At 62.9% G+C, this 18,845-nt stretch carries 17 protein-coding genes; 11 read left to right on the forward strand and 6 right to left on the reverse strand.

Annotated features, from left to right (window positions below; translation table 11 throughout):
- Window positions 1–354: 354 nt before the first annotated feature.
- The 5 genes from J7655_RS03660 (at window position 355) to J7655_RS03680 (ending at window position 5,792) form a co-directional block, all read left to right on the forward strand.
- Window positions 355–1,794 (forward strand): cytochrome ubiquinol oxidase subunit I, encoded by a 1,440-nt coding sequence (locus tag J7655_RS03660; protein WP_230926615.1) that lies wholly within the window; start codon window positions 355–357, stop codon window positions 1,792–1,794.
- Window positions 1,795–1,796: 2 nt separating this feature from the next.
- A complete protein-coding gene (cydB, locus tag J7655_RS03665; RefSeq protein ID WP_230926616.1) occupies window positions 1,797–2,804 on the forward strand; it encodes a cytochrome d ubiquinol oxidase subunit II in 1,008 nt (335 codons plus the stop codon).
- A 10-nt stretch (window positions 2,805–2,814) separates the two neighbouring features.
- Complete coding sequence (locus tag J7655_RS03670; protein ID WP_230927659.1) at window positions 2,815–2,961, forward strand: DUF2474 domain-containing protein; 147 nt, start codon at window positions 2,815–2,817, stop codon at window positions 2,959–2,961.
- 69 nt (window positions 2,962–3,030) lie between these two features.
- Entirely contained in the window at window positions 3,031–4,473 is a 1,443-nt protein-coding gene (locus J7655_RS03675) for a TldD/PmbA family protein (RefSeq protein ID WP_230926617.1), read from the forward strand.
- On the forward strand, window positions 4,473–5,792 hold the full coding sequence (locus J7655_RS03680; protein ID WP_230926618.1) for a TldD/PmbA family protein: 1,320 nt from the start codon (window positions 4,473–4,475) through the stop codon (window positions 5,790–5,792). Before J7655_RS03675 ends, J7655_RS03680 begins: the two co-directional genes overlap by 1 nt.
- A gap of 5 nt (window positions 5,793–5,797) precedes the next feature.
- On the opposite strand, the gene J7655_RS03685 is transcribed toward J7655_RS03680, so the two are convergent.
- The gene (locus tag J7655_RS03685) at window positions 5,798–6,925 is read right to left on the reverse strand and encodes a methyltransferase (RefSeq protein ID WP_230926619.1); all 1,128 of its coding nucleotides are present in this window, start codon (window positions 6,923–6,925) and stop codon (window positions 5,798–5,800) included.
- A gap of 69 nt (window positions 6,926–6,994) precedes the next feature.
- Between J7655_RS03685 and J7655_RS03690 the strand changes: the two genes are divergently transcribed.
- On the forward strand, window positions 6,995–7,771 hold the full coding sequence (locus J7655_RS03690) for a ferredoxin--NADP reductase (protein ID WP_230926620.1): 777 nt from the start codon (window positions 6,995–6,997) through the stop codon (window positions 7,769–7,771).
- Here the strand turns inward: J7655_RS03690 and J7655_RS03695 are convergent, their stop codons facing one another.
- Window positions 7,772–8,797, reverse strand: coding sequence for a CNNM domain-containing protein (locus tag J7655_RS03695; RefSeq protein ID WP_230926621.1), 1,026 nt, complete (start codon window positions 8,795–8,797; stop codon window positions 7,772–7,774).
- A 180-nt stretch (window positions 8,798–8,977) separates the two neighbouring features.
- On the opposite strand from J7655_RS03695, the gene J7655_RS03700 reads away from it, so the two are divergent.
- Entirely contained in the window at window positions 8,978–9,226 is a 249-nt protein-coding gene (locus tag J7655_RS03700; protein ID WP_230926622.1) for an HP1242/YdcH family protein, read from the forward strand.
- A gap of 68 nt (window positions 9,227–9,294) precedes the next feature.
- Window positions 9,295–9,573, forward strand: a complete 279-nt coding sequence (locus tag J7655_RS03705) for an HP1242/YdcH family protein (protein WP_230926623.1) — start codon at window positions 9,295–9,297, stop codon at window positions 9,571–9,573.
- Window positions 9,574–9,633: 60 nt separating this feature from the next.
- Here J7655_RS03705 and J7655_RS03710 read toward each other — a convergent pair whose 3' ends face one another.
- Window positions 9,634–10,128, reverse strand: coding sequence for a GNAT family N-acetyltransferase (locus tag J7655_RS03710; protein ID WP_230926624.1), 495 nt, complete (start codon window positions 10,126–10,128; stop codon window positions 9,634–9,636).
- A gap of 93 nt (window positions 10,129–10,221) precedes the next feature.
- Here J7655_RS03710 and radA point away from each other — a divergent pair, with 93 nt between their 5' ends.
- On the forward strand, window positions 10,222–11,580 hold the full coding sequence (gene radA, locus J7655_RS03715; protein WP_230926625.1) for a DNA repair protein RadA: 1,359 nt from the start codon (window positions 10,222–10,224) through the stop codon (window positions 11,578–11,580).
- 182 nt (window positions 11,581–11,762) lie between these two features.
- Window positions 11,763–11,909, forward strand: coding sequence for a hypothetical protein (locus J7655_RS03720; RefSeq protein ID WP_230926626.1), 147 nt, complete (start codon window positions 11,763–11,765; stop codon window positions 11,907–11,909).
- Here J7655_RS03720 and J7655_RS03725 read toward each other — a convergent pair whose 3' ends face one another.
- On the reverse strand, window positions 11,910–12,281 hold the full coding sequence (locus J7655_RS03725; RefSeq protein ID WP_230926627.1) for a PilZ domain-containing protein: 372 nt from the start codon (window positions 12,279–12,281) through the stop codon (window positions 11,910–11,912). It abuts the gene before it with no gap.
- A gap of 165 nt (window positions 12,282–12,446) precedes the next feature.
- Between J7655_RS03725 and J7655_RS03730 the strand changes: the two genes are divergently transcribed.
- Entirely contained in the window at window positions 12,447–12,953 is a 507-nt protein-coding gene (locus J7655_RS03730) for a DUF3015 domain-containing protein (protein WP_230926628.1), read from the forward strand.
- A 62-nt stretch (window positions 12,954–13,015) separates the two neighbouring features.
- Here the strand turns inward: J7655_RS03730 and glyA are convergent, their stop codons facing one another.
- On the reverse strand, window positions 13,016–14,269 hold the full coding sequence (gene glyA, locus J7655_RS03735; RefSeq protein WP_230926629.1) for a serine hydroxymethyltransferase: 1,254 nt from the start codon (window positions 14,267–14,269) through the stop codon (window positions 13,016–13,018).
- A gap of 136 nt (window positions 14,270–14,405) precedes the next feature.
- Window positions 14,406–18,611, reverse strand: a complete 4,206-nt coding sequence (locus tag J7655_RS03740; protein ID WP_420850905.1) for an EAL domain-containing protein — start codon at window positions 18,609–18,611, stop codon at window positions 14,406–14,408.
- Window positions 18,612–18,845 lie beyond the last annotated feature (234 nt).

The following is an 18,845-nucleotide window of genomic DNA, read 5'->3' on the forward strand; positions in this document are numbered from 1 at the left end:
GGCCTGATCCGAGCGACGACATGCCGCCCATGCGCTCGCTCACCGAGGGGTAGATGCCCGGCATGCCCCAGCAGGCGGCGTCTGCTGCAACGCCTCTTCAGCAATTGCTCGTCGGAGCCGTGCTGTGGTGGCCTGTCGCGCGGCAAATCACCACAGCGCCTGTTGCGCCTTTAGCCGCTAGTCTTTCATTGCAACATTGATTCAAATCAATACCGCACGTCGCGCTTAATCTGGCAGCCGTTCGGCTGCACTGCATGTCATAAGAACAATTTCAGCTCGTGTGACTCCAACACCTGGAGTCTGTGGCTCGGCTTTGCGTGCCGGGGCCAAGATAACCCTGAATGAGGACACCACATGTTCGGTCTAGAGGCGCTTGATCTCGCCCGAATCCAGTTTGCCTTCACCATTTCCTTTCACATCGTCTTCCCGGCCATCACTATCGGCCTGGCCAGTTACCTGGCGGTGCTCGAAGGGCTGTGGCTGAAAACCGGCAATACCTTGTACCGCGATCTCTACCACTTCTGGTCGAAGATCTTCGCGGTCAACTTCGGCATGGGCGTGGTTTCCGGCCTGGTCATGGCCTATCAGTTCGGCACCAACTGGAGTGCCTTCTCCGATTTTGCCGGGGCGGTCACCGGGCCGCTCTTGACCTACGAAGTGCTCACCGCGTTCTTCCTCGAGGCAGGTTTCCTCGGCGTCATGCTGTTCGGCTGGAATCGCGTCGGGCCGGGCCTGCACTTCTTCTCCACGCTGATGGTGGCCATCGGTACGCTGATTTCGACCTTCTGGATTCTCGCCTCCAACAGCTGGATGCACACACCGCAGGGGTTCGAGATCATCGACGGGCGAGTGATTCCGGTGGACTGGTTCGCCGTGGTGTTCAACCCCTCGTTCCCCTATCGCCTGGCGCATATGGCCACGGCGGCGTTCCTGGCTACCGCCTTCTTCGTCGGCGCCTCGGCGGCCTGGCATCTGCTGCGCGGGCGTGACAACCCGGCGATCCGCAAGATGCTCTCGATGGCGTTGTGGATGGCGCTGATCGTCGCGCCGGTGCAGGCCTTCATTGGCGATCTGCACGGCCTCAATACCCTGAAGTACCAGCCGGCCAAGATCGCAGCCATTGAAGGGCACTGGGAGAATGTCGGTGACGAGCCGACGCCGCTGATCCTCTTCGGCTGGCCGGATATGGAGCGCGAGGAAACCCGCTTCAAGGTGGAGATCCCCGCACTCGGCAGCCTGATCCTCACCCACAGCCTGGACAAGCAGGTGCCGGCGCTCAAGGACTTCCCGCCGGAAGACCGGGCCAACTCCACCATCGTCTTCTGGACCTTCCGCATCATGGTTGCCATGGGCCTGATGATGATCTTCGTTGGCCTGTGGGGCACCTGGCTGCGTCGCGGCGACCGGCTCTATACCTGCCGGCCGTTCCTGCACCTGGCGGTATGGATGGGGCCGAGCGGCATCATCGCCATCCTCGCCGGCTGGTACACCACCGAAATCGGCCGCCAGCCGTGGATCATCCATGGCCTGATGCGCACCGCCGATGCTTCGTCCGGGCACAGCGCGACGCAGTTGGGCATCACCCTGGTGCTGTTCGTGGTAGTGTATTTCGTCCTGTTCGGTGCGGGCATCGGCTACATGCTGCGTCTGGTGCGCAAGGGGCCGACGCTCGATGAAGGCAAGGAAGTGTCGTCCGGTGGCCCTGGTCAGCCGCGTACGCCGGCACGGCCGTTGTCGGCTGCCGAAGAAGGCCTGGACGATGGCGAAACCGACACCTTGCCGCAGAGGAACTGAACATGGGTATCGACCTTCCGCTGATCTGGGCGGTGATCATCGCCTTCGGTGTGATGATGTATGTGGTGATGGATGGTTTCGATCTGGGCATCGGCATCCTCTTTCCCTTCGTCCGTGACGACGGCGAGCGCGATGTGATGATGAATACCGTGGCGCCGGTCTGGGACGGCAACGAAACCTGGCTGGTGCTGGGCGGCGCGGCGCTGTTCGGCGCCTTCCCGCTGGCCTATGCGGTGGTGCTCGATGCCTTGTACCTGCCGCTGATCCTGATGCTGCTGGGGCTGATCTTCCGGGGGGTGGCCTTCGAGTTCCGCTTCAAGGCCAAGGCCGCCAAACGCCATCTGTGGGACAAGGCCTTCATCGGTGGCTCACTGACCGCGACCTTCTTCCAGGGCGTGGCGCTGGGCGCCTATATCGATGGTTTCGAGGTGGTCAACCGGCGTTTTGCCGGCGGTGCCTTCGACTGGTTCACGCCGTTCTCGGTGTTCTGCGGCCTGGCGCTGATCGCTGCCTATGCGCTGCTCGGCTGCACCTGGCTGATCATGAAGACCGAGGGGCGCCTGCAGCAGCAAATGCACGATATGGCGCGGCCGCTGGTGCTGGTGTTGCTGGGCGTGACCGGCATCGTCAGCCTGTGGACGCCTTTGGCTCACCCGGATATCGCCGAGCGCTGGTTCAGCCTGCCCAACCTGTTCTTGTTCATGCCGGTGCCGCTACTGGTGCTGCTGTGCACCTGGGCGCTGCTCAAGGCCGTGGCCGATAACGCACACTACGCGCCGTTCATCCTTACCCTGGTGCTGATCTTCCTGGGTTACAGCGGCCTGGCCATCAGCCTGTGGCCGAACGTCATCCCGCCGTCGATCAGCATCTGGGATGCCGCCGCGCCGCCGCAGAGCCAGGGCTTCATGCTGGTGGGCGCGCTGTTCATCATCCCCTTCATTCTCATGTACACCGCCTGGAGCTACTACGTGTTTCGCGGCAAGGTGACGGTGGATGATGGTTATCACTGAGAACGCAGCCATGACCGAAACCGAAGAGAAGAAACCGCTGTGGCAGCGTCTGGTGTGGCTGGTGCTGATCTGGGCCTGCAGCGTCACTGCGCTGGGTGTGGTGGCCTGGCTGTTGCGCCAGTTCATGAGTGCGGCGGGGTTGGGTACACCGGGCTGAACCCTGGTTGATCCGTCACCCCCGCTTGTTCCCATACTGGCCTCCTTTCTCCGCAATCCGGGAGGCCCGATGTTCGCCCTTAGCGACACTCTGCAGCGGCGTTTTGCTGCGCTGAAATCCACCGCCGACTTCTGCTCGCTGCGTTATGTGCAGGAGAGCCGGGAATCCTACTGGGTGAGGCGGCATGTGGCGCAGGTGCCTTCTTTCGTTGACGATGGCGGTGCCATGCTCACCGTGCGCATTGGCGGTGTCGAAGCTTATGCGGCCACCAGCGATCTCAGCCAGGTCGGCTTGCAGGCCGCGCTGGAGCGAGCCGAGCAGATGGCTCGCGCACTGGCCGGGCATAACCTGTTGAGCCTCGTTGACCTGCCGCAACCTGCCGAACAGGCCGATGATGTGATGCCGGGTTACCAGCAGCCGCTGGCCAGTGCCGCGCACTGGTTCGAGTTGCTGATGGCCGAGTCGGCGTTGATTCCCCGCGATGCACGTCTGGTCGATAGCCATGTTGGGCTGACCTTTACCGATCACGAGCAGATCTACCTCAACAGCGCAGGCGCTTGCCTGCGTCGTGCCCAGCGCTATGTCTTTCCGCAAGTGGGTGTTACCGCCAGCGATGATCGAGATAGCCAGAGCCGCAGTTTCGGCGGCACCCATCTGGCGCGGCAGGGTGGTGCCGAGGTGCTGCAGCAGTTGGGCGTGATCGGCAGCGCTGCGCGTATCGCCGACGAGGCGTTGCAACTACTGCTGGCGCCCAACACGCCAAGCGGTGCGCGCGATCTGCTGCTGATGCCGGATCAGATGATCCTGCAGATTCACGAATCCATCGGCCACCCGCTGGAGTTGGACCGCATCCTCGGTGACGAGCGCAACTTCGCCGGTACCAGCTTCATTCGCCAGGAGGATTTCGGTCATTACCAGTACGGCTCGCCATTGCTCAACGTGACCTTCGATCCGGGTGTGCCAGGCGAGCTGGCCAGCTACCGCCATGACGACTACGGCACCCCAGCGCAGCGCGAATACTTGATCCGCGATGGCATCCTTCAGCGTCCGCTCGGCGGTGCGCTGTCGCAGTGGCGCAGCGGGCTGCCGGGTGTCGCCAACAGCCGCGCCTGCAGTTGGAATCGACCGCCCATCGACCGTATGGCCAATCTCAATCTGGAACCGGGTGAGCAGAGCCTGGCCGAGCTGATCGGCGGCATCGAGCGCGGCATCCTGATGAGCAACAACCGCTCCTGGTCGATCGACGATGCGCGCAACAAATTCCAGTTCGGCTGCGAGTGGGGCCAGTTGATCGAAAACGGCGAACTCAAGGGCGTGGTGAAGAATCCCAATTATCGCGGCATCAGCTCGGGCTTCTGGCGCAACCTCAAGGCGGTCGGCGACGCCTGCACCTTCGAGGTGATGGGCACGCCCTATTGCGGCAAGGGCGAACCCAATCAGGTGATCCGCGTCGGGCATGCCTCGCCGGCCTGTGTATTCGCCGATATCGACGTTTTTGGAGGGGCGGCCTGATGGATGCTCGTCAGCATTTCACCGCGTTGCTGGAGTATTTGCAGGCGCAAGTCGTGGGCGAGGAGGGTTTTACCCTGGTCTACGGCGCCGAGGTTTCCAGCTTTATCCGCTTCAACCAGGGGCAGGTGCGTCAGGCTGGGCAGGTGCAGCAGGTCTACGTCACCTTGTCGCTGTACCAGGGCCAGCGCCATGCCGAGCACAAGCTGGCGCTCAGTGGTGTGCTCGATGAAGATGTACCCCTGCTGCTGCAAGCGCTGCAGCGCCTGCGTGGCATGCTGCCAACTCTGAGCGAGGATCCGTATCTGCGCCTGAATCGTCAGGCCTGGCGCAGCGAATCCATGGGCGAAGCGATTGCGCTGGATAGCGCGGCCATGGCGCAGCAGATCGTCGCTGCGGCGGCTGGCCTGGATCTGGTCGGCTTTCTCGCCTTGGGGCCGCAGTACCAGGGCTTCGCCAGCTCCTGGGGCGCTTTCGGCTGGTATGCCGCCAGCAGCTTCAACTTCGAGTTCAGTCTGTTTCACGGCAACGGCCAGGCGGTGAAAAGCGCTTATGCCGGTGAGCAGTGGGACGCTCAGGCGTTCGCCCGCAATCTCGACAGCGCGCGACAACAACTGGCGTTTCTCGGCCGTCCGGCCAAGGCGTTGCAACCGGGCGCTTATCGCGCCTATCTGGCGCCGGCAGCGCTGGAAGAGCTGGTCAGCCTATGCTGCTGGGGCTTCGGTGCGCAGGCGCTGGCTTCGGGCGGCAGCCCCTTGCAGCGGCTGTTCGGCGGCAAGGCCGAACTCAACACCCAGGTGACCGTGGACGAGCGTATCGAAGGTGGCCTGGCTCCGGCCTTCACGGCAGAGGGGCCACGCCAGCCGCTGCGCCTGATCGATCGTGGCCGTCCTGGCGAACGCCTGGTCAGTTCGCGCAGCGCTGCCGAGTACGGCCTGACCGCCAATGGTGCCGGACGCGGCGAATACCCGTTGTCACTGCACATGCACGGCGGTGATCTGGATGAGCGCGAGGTGCTGCAGCGCCTCGGCACGGGTCTGTATATCGGTAACCTGTGGTATGGCAACTTCTCCGACCTGCCGGCCGGGCGCCTGACCGGTATGACCCGCTTTGCCACCTTCTGGGTCGAGGACGGGCAGATCCAGGCGCCGGTCAACACCATGCGCTTCGATGATTCGCTGTTCGACTGCCTCGGCCCGCAACTCGAAGCCCTGACCCGCGAGCCCGAACTGCTGCTGCCCGGCGGCACCTACGGCGCCCGGCAGACCGGCTCGATGGCGCTGCCGGGGGCATTGCTGTCGCGCTTTACCCTGACCTTGTAGGTGGCTTACTTGCTCGCCTTGAGCACCACGAACTTCGGGTTGGCCGCCACCTGCTCGACGCCACGGAACAGCCGCGCCAGCTTGGCGTGATAGCCCAGGTGGCGGTTGCCGACGATCCACAGTTCGCCGCCGGTCACCAGTGCCGCGCGGGCCTGCTGGAACATGCGCCAGGCGAGAAAATCACCGACCACCTGCTGCTGATGGAACGGCGGGTTGCACAGCACCAGATCCAGCGAGTCGGCCGGCTGCTCGGCCAGGCCGTCGCCTGCGCGGATCATCACTGCTCGCTCACCGAGCGCCGCCAGCCAGTTTTCCTGCGCCGACTGCACGGCCATATAGGACTCGTCCACCAGCGTCAGTTGCGCCTGCGGGCTGCCCAGCGCGTAGGCGATGCCGAGCACGCCGTTGCCGCAGCCCAGATCGGCGACGCGGCGTGCGTCGAGATGGCGTGGCAGGTGCGGCAGTAAGGCGCGGGTGCCGATGTCCAGGCCGTCGCGGCAGAACACGTTGGCGTGGTTAACCAGCTCCAGCGCCGGTTTATCCAGGCGATAGCGGCTCGGGTAGGGCGAGCGTGGCGCGGCCTTGGCCTCAGGCGTGGCGCTGAGCAGGCGGGCTTTCTTCACCGCCAGCGAGGCCTGCACCGGGCCGATGTATTGCTCCAGCAGATCGCCCGCCGCGCGCGGCAGGTGCTTGATCATCGCCCCGGCAATCACCCGAGCGCCCGGCGCCAGTTGGCCGTGCAGGCGGATCAGTTGTTCTTCCAGCAGCGCCAGGGTCTTGGGCACGCGAATCAGCACCCAGTCGAACGGCCCTTGCGGCGTTTCGCTACTCGGCAAAAAAGTGACTGTGTCGCTACTCAGGCCATTGCTGGCGAGGTTTTTCTGCAGGGCGAGAAAGCCCAGGTGCGAATCGCTGCTGCTGGTCACCTGGTAGTGCCCGGCCAGCGAGCAGGCGAGGGCGCCGAAGTTGTCATTGAGCAGCAGCACGCGGCTACCGGCTTCGATGCCGTGCTCATGCAGATGAGCCAGCAGGTATTCATCGGCTGCGTCGAAGGCTTGCAGCGGCTCGTTAGGCTGGTGCGGTTGGCGTTGCAGATGATCAAGGCTGGCGAAGGGTGTGTCGAGAGTAGGCATGCAAACCTTCGGTGTTTGTCGGCGGTCGATTGCGCCAGACTGGGCAGGTATTCAAAGGAGGAGGCGATTATGACCGTCAGTGACGACAAGTTCACCCGTCAGACGCTGCTCGAGGTGCACGGCCTGACGCCGAGCCTGTTCACCCTGCGTACCACGCGGGATGCGGGCTTTCGTTTTCGCGCCGGGCAGTTCGTGCGTCTCGGTGTCGAGAAAGTCGATGGTTCAGTGGTCTGGCGTGCCTATTCGCTGGTGTCCGCGCCGCATGACGAGTTTCTCGAGTTCTTCTCCATCGTGGTGCCGGGCGGCGAATTTACCCGCGAGCTGAGCCGTCTGCGGGTTGGTGACAGCCTGCTGGTGGAGAAGCTGGCCACCGGCTTCCTGACCCTGGATCGCTTCGTCGATGGCCGCGACCTGTGGCTGCTGGGCAGCGGCACCGGCATCGCGCCATTTTTGTCGATCCTGCAGGACTTCGAGGTGTGGCAGCGCTTCGCGCGCATCGTGCTGGTGTACAGCGCGCGCACCAGCGCCGAGCTGGCCTATCAGCCGCTGATCAGAAGCTTCGCTGAACTGGAGCATTTGGCCGAGTTCGCGCACAAGCTCACCTACCTGCCGGTGGTTACCCGCGAACAGGCGCCGGGCTGCCTGCATGCGCGGATCACCGATCTGCTCGACAGCGGCGAGCTGGAGCGCGCTGCCGGGCTGCAACTGACGCCCGAGCATTCGCGGGTGATGATCTGCGGCAACCCGCAGATGATCGACGATATTCGCCAGCGTCTGAAAGCGCGCGGCCTCAACCTGAGCCTGACCCGCAGACCGGGTCAGGTGGCGGTGGAGAACTACTGGTGATCAGTCCTCGCGGATGGCCTTGATGCGGTGCTCCCAGCGGCGCTTGGCGAAGCGGCGCATATTGGGAATGTCATCGGTCTCATCGAGGATCGGCTTTCCGATGATGGTTTCCATGATGTCTTCCAGGGTCACCAGGCCGCGCCAACTGCCGAATTCGTCGTACACCAGGCACATGTGCTGACGTTCCTGCATCATCAGGGTCATCAGGTTCTCCACGTTCATGCTTTCCGGCACGACCTTCAGCGGCTTCATGATCTGGGTGATCGGCTCGCCATCGTTCTCGGCGGCCAGGGCGTCATAGCGGAACACCACGCCCAGCGGCGATTCGTCTTCACCGATGACCGGGTAGCGGGAGAACTGGCTCTCGCTGGCGCGTGTCTTGAAGGTGGCAATGGATTCGTCCGGTGCGGCGGATTCGCAGACGATGCGCGGGGTCATGATGTCGCGCAGGCGAATCTCGTGCAGGTCGAGGATATTGCTGATCACCCGATGCTCATCTTCGTCGAGCTTGCCGACTTCGCGGCCAAGCAGGGTCAGCGCCTTGATCTCCTGACGGATGTCGTGCTCCGGCTCCTTGCCGCCGAACAGGCGCATGATCAGGTCCGACATGACGATGAACGGCTTGAGCAGCAGGATCATCGCCCGCAGCATGCCCGGCAGAACGGGCGCCAGGGCGCGCCAGTAACGGGCACCGATGGTCTTCGGCAGAATTTCCGAAAGCACCAGGATCAGCAGGGTCATGACCGCCGAGGCGATACCCAGGTAACCGTCGCCGAAGACGATTGCCACCTGCGCACCAACGCCGGTCGCGCCAACGGTGTGTGCCACGGTGTTGAGGGTCAGGATGGCCGCCAGCGGCTGGTCGATCTTGTCTTTGAGCTCTTTCAGCCTTTCGTACAGCTGAGGTTTGTCGGCCTTCTGCTGGGCGATGTAACTGGGCGTGAGAGAGAGCAGCGCGGCTTCGAGAATGGAGCAGATGAACGAAACCAGGATGGAGAGGACAGCGAACGCTATCAGGAGTGTCATGTAGATGGGCTAGTGACGAACGGCCGATGAAATTAACGCAAAAAGCAGGTGATATTGCAGCAAGGCTGCAACATTTTGTTTCAGGGGCTGCGCAGGTACGCCGGGGCTGGCAACTCCTTGCGCTGCAGCATTCGGTGCAGCTTCGACTAGGCTAAGGAAACCCCTTCCGGAGAATCCTCCATGCCGCTCGAACACCATCCGCTTAGCCGAGAGTTTCCGCAGCAGCACGATGCCTTGCGCAAGTTGCTGCACAGCGACCCACACTTTCCACGTCTGGCCAGTGACTATGAAGCGCTGGACAGGCGCATCTACGCCATCGAGGCGGGGCGTGAGGCGGCGGATGATCTGATCCTGCAGGGCCTGAAGTTGCAGCGGGTGGCCCTCAAGGACGAGATCGCCGAACTGTTGCGCCAAGCGGGCAGTGCTTGATCCGGATCAAATGAACGGTCGACGTGCAGCGCTAGGCTGGAGCCATCTTTCCTGTCAGAGGCTCCACCATGCACGTCGACCATCATCCGCTGGTTCATGACTTTCCCGAACTGCGCAGCGAGCTGCAGCGTCTTCGCCAGAGTGATGAGTATTTCGCGCGCCAGGCCGAGGAATACGAAGCGCTGGACAAGCGTATCTGCCGCATCGAGGACGGTATCGAGCTGCTCGATGACGTCACGCTCGGCGCGCTGAAACTCAATCGTGTCGCCATGAAGGACGAGCTGGCGCGCCAGCTCAAGCGCGCTGCCGGGCAGTGCTGCGGTTGCGGTAATGGCTGCAAGGGCTGAGTGCAGGCGGTCTTGGTAAAGACTGATCGCCCACAAGCGGGCTCCTGCGCTCAGGCGCTATCAATGTACGGGCGGGTTGATCAGGTAGGTGAGCAGCCCGTCCGCCTCTTCTTCCGTCCACACGGGGCGCGCTGGCCTGGGCCATTCACTCAGTAGCTGCTGCCAGAATGCGCAGGCCAGTTCATCCTGGCGGTAGTAGCGCAGCAACCACGGGCTGCCATCGCCCATGATCTGCTGCACCAGCGCGCGGCCAATGCCCTGGCGGCGATACTTCTTGAGGATGAACAGGTCGGCAAATTCCGGCGCCTCGATACCCGGCAATTCGCTGCGTTCGACCAACAGAAAGCCGGCGATAAAGCCATTGGCCAGGATCAGCTGTGCGCTCCAGCCCGGCTCCTGCCAATAGCGCTGCAGATGGGGGTGATGGATGTAGAAGCGGCCGTCCGTCTCCACGTCCTCCTGCTCCCAGTCGGAGCTTTCGTAGGCATAGAACTGGTAGAGGTTGGCCAGTAGCGGCAATTGTTCGGCGCTGGTGGGCAGCAGTTGGATCTGCATGGATGTGCTCCGCGCGGTGTGGTGTGGTCTGTAAATCTATCCAGTAGTTCGGTATCGTTCCAGCCTTCGCTCAACAGGCAGGACGATTTTCCCATGGCCAAGGCTAAACGCATGTACGGCTGCACCGAGTGCGGCGCCACCTTTCCCAAATGGGCCGGGCAATGTGGTGAGTGCGGCGCCTGGAACACCCTGGTGGAAACCGTGGTCGAGGGCGCGACGCCCAGTGGCCGCACTGGCTGGGCCGGCGACAAGGCCAATATCAAGACCCTGGCCGAGGTCAGTGTCGAAGAAATTCCGCGCTTTTCCACCGCTTCCGGCGAGCTGGACCGGGTGCTCGGCGGTGGCCTGGTCGATGGCTCGGTGGTGCTGATCGGCGGCGACCCCGGCATCGGCAAGTCGACCATCCTGCTGCAGACCCTGTGCAACATCGCCCAGCGTTTCCGGGCACTGTACGTCACCGGCGAGGAATCACAGCAGCAGGTGGCCATGCGCGCGCGGCGGCTGGACCTGCCGCAGGACAAGCTCAAGGTGATGACCGAAACCTGCATCGAGTCGATCATCGCCACCGCCCGCCAGGAAAAACCCAAGGTCATGGTCATCGACTCGATCCAGACCATCTTCACCGAGCAACTGCAGTCGGCTCCTGGTGGCGTTGCCCAGGTGCGCGAGAGTGCGGCGCTGCTGGTGCGTTTTGCCAAACAGAGCGGCACGGCGATCTTTCTGGTCGGCCACGTCACCAAAGAAGGCGCGTTGGCCGGCCCGCGTGTACTGGAGCACATGGTCGACACAGTGCTGTATTTCGAGGGCGAGTCCGATGGCCGTTTGCGCCTGTTGCGGGCGGTGAAGAACCGTTTCGGCGCAGTCAACGAACTGGGCGTGTTCGGCATGACCGACAAAGGCCTCAAGGAAGTCTCCAATCCGTCGGCGATCTTCCTCACCCGCGCCCAGGAAGCGGTGCCCGGTAGCGTGGTGATGGCCACCTGGGAAGGTTCGCGGCCGATGCTGGTGGAAGTGCAGGCGCTGGTCGACACCAGCCATCTGGCGAATCCGCGCCGCGTCACTCTGGGCCTGGACCAGAATCGCCTGGCCATGCTGCTGGCCGTATTGCACCGCCATGGCGGCATCCCGACCTATGACCAGGACGTATTCCTCAACGTGGTCGGTGGGGTCAAGGTGCTGGAAACAGCGTCCGACCTGGCATTGATGGCGGCGGTAATCTCCAGCCTGCGCAACCGGCCGCTGCAACATGACCTGCTGGTGTTCGGCGAGATTGGTCTGTCCGGCGAAATCCGCCCGGTGCCCAGTGGTCAGGAGCGTCTCAAGGAGGCGGCCAAGCATGGCTTCAAGCGCGCCATTGTGCCCAAGGGCAACGCGCCCAAGGAAGCGCCGGCTGGGTTGCAGGTCATCGCCGTGACGCGCCTGGAGCAGGCGCTGGATGCGCTGTTCGAATAGAGGAGGGCGTAGCCCGGATGCAATCCGGGGCTTTGCGGTGCTGTTCTTCCCGGATTTCATCCGGGCTACTGGACTGCGGCGTTCTGTCGCGATTGGGGCACTGGGGAAAATTGACCGAGATCAATGGGTAGCAGGCTATCGACGCGCAGCATGAAGGCGTATCCAAACGAGGAGACACCATCATGTTCCTGTTTTTCGACTACTTTTCCCGGGCTTTCAACTTCGACGCCAAGGCCGTCGAGTCACGCGAGGCGCGTCGCGAAGCGCAGCGTATCCAGGCCCGTCGTCAGCGCCGGCAGCAGGCTGAAGCTGCCTGCCTGCGCCATTGATCAATCGGCTTCGCCGAGTGCCGCCAGTTCACGTTCCAGCAGTTGCTCATCACCCAGATTGAGCTCGATCAGGCGGCGCAGGTGGCTGATCGATTCCAGGTCGATATGCCGGCAGACGAAGCCGAGCGACTGCGGCTGGGTGCGCGTGAGCACCACTTCCATCTTCACCCGGGCTTCGTTGCCCAGTTCGATCAGCGCCTCGAATGGTTGATCCGGATCGCCGTTCCAGTCTCGCGGCGTGCCGATGAGCAGACCCTTGAGCGAAATATCGTGCAGAGCGGCCGACCATTGTCGCTCGCCCTGTGCGATGACGGTGGGGGCGTCGAAAGCGACGCGCTGAAAGCGCCGACGCTCGTTGGCTGATTCACTCATGCCCGTACTCCTGAAGGATTTACATCACTATAGCCAAGGCTGGTAAGCCTGTGCTGCATAGCTGTGCCGTAGCGCACAACCGCAGCGCATAAGTTTGACAGGTGGCCAAGTCTCGCCAAAGCTCCTTATGCGGTTTTTATTACTCGATATTGCGGAGTGACAGATATGAGCAAGCGACTGCTGGGTAAAGGTTTGGTCTTCGGCCTGTTGAGCATGGCCAGCGTTGGTGCATTTGCCGATGCGGCAGGCGGCAACGGCTGCGGCTGGGGCAACATGTTGTTCGAAGGGCAGCGCGGCATGGCGCCGCACTTCCTGGCGACCACCACCAACGGCACCTCGGGTAATGCCACCTTCGGTATGACTTCCGGTACCAACGGCTGCGATACCAGCGGCGCGCTGGGTTACAACGGTCGCTCCATGCTGGCAATGAATGGCATGCTCGACTCCATCGCCGAAGACATGGCCGTGGGCCAGGGTGAAGCGCTGGATGCCTACGCCACGCTGCTGGGCGTTGCCGCGCAAGACCGCGCGCATTTCGCCAAGGTCACCCACGAGAATTTCGGCAGCATCTTCAGCAAAGCTGACGCCACCAGCGAGCAAGTGCTGGCTGCCACCCTCGATGTGATGAGCCGTGACGCGCAGTTGGCGCGCTACGTGAAACAGCCGGCCTGAGATTAATCCCCGGCAAAAACAAGCCCGCCAATTCGGCGGGCTTGTTCATTTCAGGCAGCGTATCAGTTGCCGTATACCGGGAACTTCGCGCACAGCGCCTTGACCTGTTCGCGCACGCGGCCTTCGACTTCATCGTTGCCGATGTTGGCCAGCACGTCGCAGATCCAGCCCGCCAGCTGACGGCACTCGTCTTCCTTGAAACCGCGCGTGGTCACGGCCGGGGTGCCGATACGCAGGCCAGAGGTGACGAACGGCGAACGTGGATCGTTCGGTACGCTGTTCTTGTTGACGGTGATGAAGGCGCGGCCGAGGGCGGCGTCGGCGTCCTTGCCGGTGATGTCCTGCTTGATCAGCGAGAGCAGGAACAGGTGGTTCTCGGTGCCACCTGAAACCACGTCGTAGCCGTTGTCGATGAACACTTGGGCCATTGTCTGGGCGTTCTTGATCACTTGCGCCTGGTAGGCCTTGAATTCAGGCTGCAGCGCTTCCTTGAAGCACACGGCCTTGGCCGCGATGACGTGCTCCAGCGGGCCGCCCTGGCCACCCGGGAACACGGCGGAGTTGAACTTCTTCTCCAGCTCTTCGTTCTTGCGCGCCAGGATCAGGCCGCCACGCGGGCCGCGCAGGGTCTTGTGGGTGGTGGTGGTGACGACGTCGGCGAACGGTACCGGGTTCGGGTACAGACCGGCAGCAACCAGACCGGCGACGTGGGCCATGTCGACGAACAGGTAGGCACCGACCTTGTCGGCGATGGCGCGGAAACGCGGGAAGTCCAGCACCTGCGAGTAGGCGCTGAAGCCGGCGATGATCATCTTCGGCTTGTGCTCGACGGCCAGGCGCTCGACTTCGTCATAGTCGATCAGACCCTGGTCGTTGATGCCGTACTGCACGGCGTTGTAGATCTTGCCGGAGAAGCTGACGCTAGCGCCGTGGGTCAGGTGACCGCCATGGGCCAGGCTCATGCCCAGCACGGTGTCGCCGGCGTTGAGCAGGGCCATGTACACGGCGCTGTTGGCCTGGCTGCCGGAGTGCGGCTGGACGTTGGCGTAGTCGGCGCCGAACAGTTCCTTGGCGCGGTCGATGGCGAGTTGCTCAACCACGTCGACATACTCGCAACCACCGTAGTAACGCTTGCCCGGGTAGCCTTCGGCGTACTTGTTGGTCAGCACGCTGCCCTGGGCTTCCATCACCGCCGGGCTGGTGTAATTTTCCGAGGCGATCAGCTCGATGTGCTCTTCCTGGCGCTGAGCTTCCTGCTCCATCGCGGCAAAGAGTTCGGCGTCATAACGAGCGAGGTTCAAATCACGGCTGAACATGGCATTCCCCTGAAGTCAGCTGGGCGGAAGAAATAGGGGGCGGATTCTACCGTAAAGGTCGCATTAAGGCATATGAAGGTCGGTCATGAGCCTGACAAATGGCTTTCAAGAGCCCTGTGCCATATCAGCCTGCCGCTCAGCTCAGCATGAACAGCGCGGCACCGCCGAACTGGGCGCTGAACTGGCGCGCCTTCATCGGCCGGCCGAGCAGATAGCCCTGCACTTCGTCGCAACCATGCTCACGCAGGAAGTCCAGCTGTGCGTGGTTTTCCACGCCTTCGGCGATCACCATCATGTTCAGGCTGTGCGCCATGGCGATGATGGCGCGGGCGATCTGCGCATCCTGTTCGCCGTCCGGCAGGCCGTCGACGAAACTGCGGTCGATCTTCAGTACGTCGATGGGGAACTGCTTGAGGTAGTTCAGCGACGAGTAGCCGGTACCGAAGTCGTCCACGGCGATGCACAGGCCCAGGTGCTTGAGTTCCCTGAGGGTCTGCATCGCACTTTCCACATCGCGCATCAAAATACTTTCGGTCAGCTCCACCTCCAGGCAGGCCGCCGGTACGCGGGTTCTGCGCAGAATGGTGGCGATCCGCGCTGTCAGATCGCCTTCGGCGAACTGACGCGCCGACAGGTTGACCGACACCTTGGGGATGCGGATCTTCTCGTCATGCCAGGTCTTGAGCTGACGGCACGCCTCTTCCAGTACCCATTCACCGACCTGCACCACCAGGCCCAGTTCCTCCAGTACGGGGATGAAGTCATCCGGTGGTATCAGGCCACGGGTCGGATGATTCCAGCGCAACAGGGCCTCGACGCCGGTCAGGCGGCTGCCGTCGCCGGAAAACTGTGGCTGGTAATGCAGCACGAACTGAGCCTGCTCCTGGGCGTGGCGCAGGTCACTTTCCAGTTCCAGGCGTTCCAGGGCGCTGGCGTTCATGTCGGCCTGGTAGAACTGGAAGTTGTTCTTGCCGCGTTCCTTGGCGTGGTACATCGCCGTGTCGGCGTTCTTCATCAGTTGGCTCAGTTCGTTGCCGTCTTGCGGGGCGAGGGCAATGCCGATACTGGCCGTGACGAAGAACTCGCGACCTTCGAGGATGAAGGGGCGGGCCAGGCTGGAAAGAATCTGCTCGGCGACATGAATGGCACGGTTCAGTGCGCTGTCGCGGTTGGCGCGTGGTTGCAGCAGCAGGGTGAACTCGTCGCCGCCCATGCGTGCCACGGTGTCGTCGCCATCGACGCAGGCCGACAGGCGCACGGCCACGTCCTTGAGCATGCGGTCGCCGGCAGCATGACCGAGTGAGTCGTTGATCGGCTTGAAGCGGTCGAGGTCGAGGAACATCAGCACCACCCATTCGTCATGCCGCTCGGCATGCTGCAGGGCGCTGTGCAGACGATCCTGGAACAGGGTGCGGTTGGGCAGGTGGGTCAGGGCATCGTAGTAGGCCAGGCGATGGATGCGCTGCTCGCTAGCCTTGCGCTCGCTGATGTCGCTGAAGAAGCACACGTAGCTGACCAGGTCACCTTCCTCGTCATGCACGGCGGTGATGCCGACCCAGGCAGGGAAGTTCTCGCCGCCCCTGCGCTTGAGCCATACCTCGCCCTCCCAGCTGCCACGCTGGTTGAGTTGGCCAAGGATGTACTGCACATGTGTCGCCTGCTGGCGGTCGGCGGTGAGCATGCCTGGCAACTGGTCGAGCACCTGAGCCGGCGAGTAACCGCTGACACGGCTGAAGGCCTTGTTGACCTGCACGATGTAGCCGGCCGGGTCGGTTACCAGGATCGCCGCCGTGGAATGCTCGAATACCGTGGCGGCCATGCGCAGGTCCTTTTCCGCGCGGCGTTGCTGGCTGATATCGCGGCCTACGGTGAGAATGCCTTCGAAGCGTCCGTACTCGTCCCACATCAGCACCAGGCGCAGCTCCACCGGAATCTTGTGGCCGTCGGCGCGCAGGCAGTCGAAGACGAAGAGCTGATCCGGCAGTTCTTCGCGCAGGCGATCGAGCCGGTCGCTCTCACTCAGGGAGTCGCGGATGCGCTCGAGCAGCAGGTTCAGCCCGCTGAGCTGTTGCGGGTTGGCTGCCAGGCTGAAGATGTTGTTGCTCATCACCCAGTCGACCGAATAGCCCAGCAGGGGTTCGACCGAAGGGCTGACGTAATTGAGCCTGAGCAGACTGTCGGTGGAGAGGATCACGTCGCTGATGCTTTCGGCCAGCAGGCGATAGCGCTGCTCACTGTCACGCAGTGACTGGTTGCGCTCGATCTGCTCGGTGATGTCCTTGGCCACGCCGATCAGGCGGCTGACGCGGCCGCGTTCGTCGCGCGCCAGTGCCTGCTCGCGGATACTGAACCAGTGCCATTGACCATTGCGATGACGCCAGCGCAGCACGGATTCGAGCAGGACGCCCTCGCCCACCACCTGCTGCAGATTGCGGATGCGCCAGTAGTATTCGGCATCGTCCGGGTGCAGCACCTGCACCCAGAAGTCTTCGCGCATCGCACGCAGCTCGGCCTTGCTGTAACCCAGCTGCAGGCCCAGGCTGTGGTTGCTGAACAGCACGTGCCGGTTCTGCATGTCATGTACGTAGAGCAGATCAGGAACCGAGCGCACCACCTCGGACCAGAAACGCTCACGCTCGATCAGCGACAGCTCGATACGCTTGCGGCTGGTGATATCGCTGATGCTCAGGGTGACGGCCTGATAATCCTGAATCATTTCCGGCAGACGCAGTACCAGCCATACATGACGCTGCAGGCCCTGTGCGGTGACCAGCTGGGTTTCCAGCTCCACCAGATTGGGGCCTTCGAGCACGGCCACGGCCAGGCGATAACGCAGATCGTCGTGCTGTATCGGGCCGTTGTCGATCAGTTGCTGCCAGGCCTGCTCGGTACTCTTCACCCCGAGCAGGTTGAGCGCCACCTGATTGGCTTCGGTGAGGTGCAGGTGCTCGATCAGCTGCTCTTGGTGTGCGCTATCGGCACGCAGCCAGCGCTGCAGGCCGGCTTCGTCACGCAGCTTGTGCTGCAGCAGCAGGCTGCGCATGCCGGAGAGATCGAGGACGCACAGGGCCACGCCGGTGCCCTCGAAGATATCCTGATAGCGCCTGCGGGTTTCCTGCAGCACGCGCATGGCCTGCTGCTCGTCGGTCACGTCACGCAGCACCCAGACGTAGCCGGCCTGGTATCCGTTATCGCTGATGTCGCTGCGCGTCACGGCAAACAGCCGTTCGCGACCTTCACGGGTTACCCTGACCAGCTCCGCGCCGAGGTCGCTGCTCTGCTGCGGGCTGTTGAGCAGCAGGGGATCCAGATCCGGCAGCAATTCCAGCAGATGCAGGTTTCGAGCGCCTTCACTGTTGAAACCGAACAGGGCCTCGGCCTGCGGATTCAGGTAGCGCACCTTGCCATCGGCTTGGGTAACCAGAATCCGTTCCTCGACGGCGCCAAGCGCGCTGGCAGCCTGGCGCAGCGAGCGGCGTGATTCGGTATTCAGACGTTGTAGGCGGCGTTGCTCGCGCTGCAGGCCATAGAGCGCCAGCAGTGTGAGCAGGCTGCAGAGAATGAACAGCAGAAATTTACCGGCCAGCGCTGGCATCAGCTGGTTGCCGGCGCGTTCAGCGTCGAACAGGGCGCGCAGTTGCCAGTCGCTACCGGACAGGGCGAATGCCTCCAGACTGTGCGCCTGTTCTGCGGCGGTAACCGGGGTGGCGCTGAAGCCTGTTCGTGGCGCGTCGTCAGCGCGTGCAATGACCCGCTGGCTCAGTCTGTCCTCGAGCAGCCACTGATGTTCGCCACGATCCTGATCACGCAGCCAGTCGTCCAGTACCTGGGGCTGCAGGCGCAGCACGTGATGACTGTCGTCGGGCTGGCGCAGCAACAGGTACAGCGTGCGGCCTTCAGGGGGGCTGAAGGCGTAGTGATAGTCGTGCGAAGCGTTGTGCCGCAGCAGTTGGCGGATAAAGGCCTGGTCGCGTGATGGGCCTGCGCTATCCGCCCGCAACTGCCCGTTGCTGTCGAACCAGGCCACGCTGCTCAGTGCCGGAAAAACCTCGCGCAGGTTGCCGATGCGCTGATCGAACCCCTCACTTGCAACGTCACGGCTCTGGAGTATGACCTGCACCGTCTGCGCCTTGAGTGACATGCTCTGGCTCAGGTGTCTGGCCAGTTGCGTGGCATAGGCCTGATGCAACTGCCTTTGGCTGTCGAGCAACTGGCGATATTCCTGAGCCAACTGCCAGACCAGCAATCCCAGGATCGTCACTATCAGTGTGACCAGCGCGCGCCGCAACGCCACGCGCGACTCGCCCGTGGAGGAGGCAGGCAGGGAGGAGGGAGTTGACACGTCTGGTGAACCTGCTGACGGTGCGGGGCTATCTTGAGCAGTTGGGCGTGCGAGTCTGCATGAATGCGCGCCAGCCGGGTAGAATGCCTGTAAATATGGCGAAGTGCCAGTTGCGCCGACGAGCGTGGGTTTGCCCTGCCTCGCGCATTCCGGTAGCTTTGGTGCCGCGCGCGTGAACGCTCCGCGCGACACTTGGCGTTCGTCCTGTCAGGGGCTACCGTCTTCGTCAGCGTG

Origin of the sequence: Pseudomonas wenzhouensis, from assembly GCF_021029445.1 — a bacterium.
GTDB lineage: Bacteria > Pseudomonadota > Gammaproteobacteria > Pseudomonadales > Pseudomonadaceae > Aquipseudomonas > Aquipseudomonas wenzhouensis.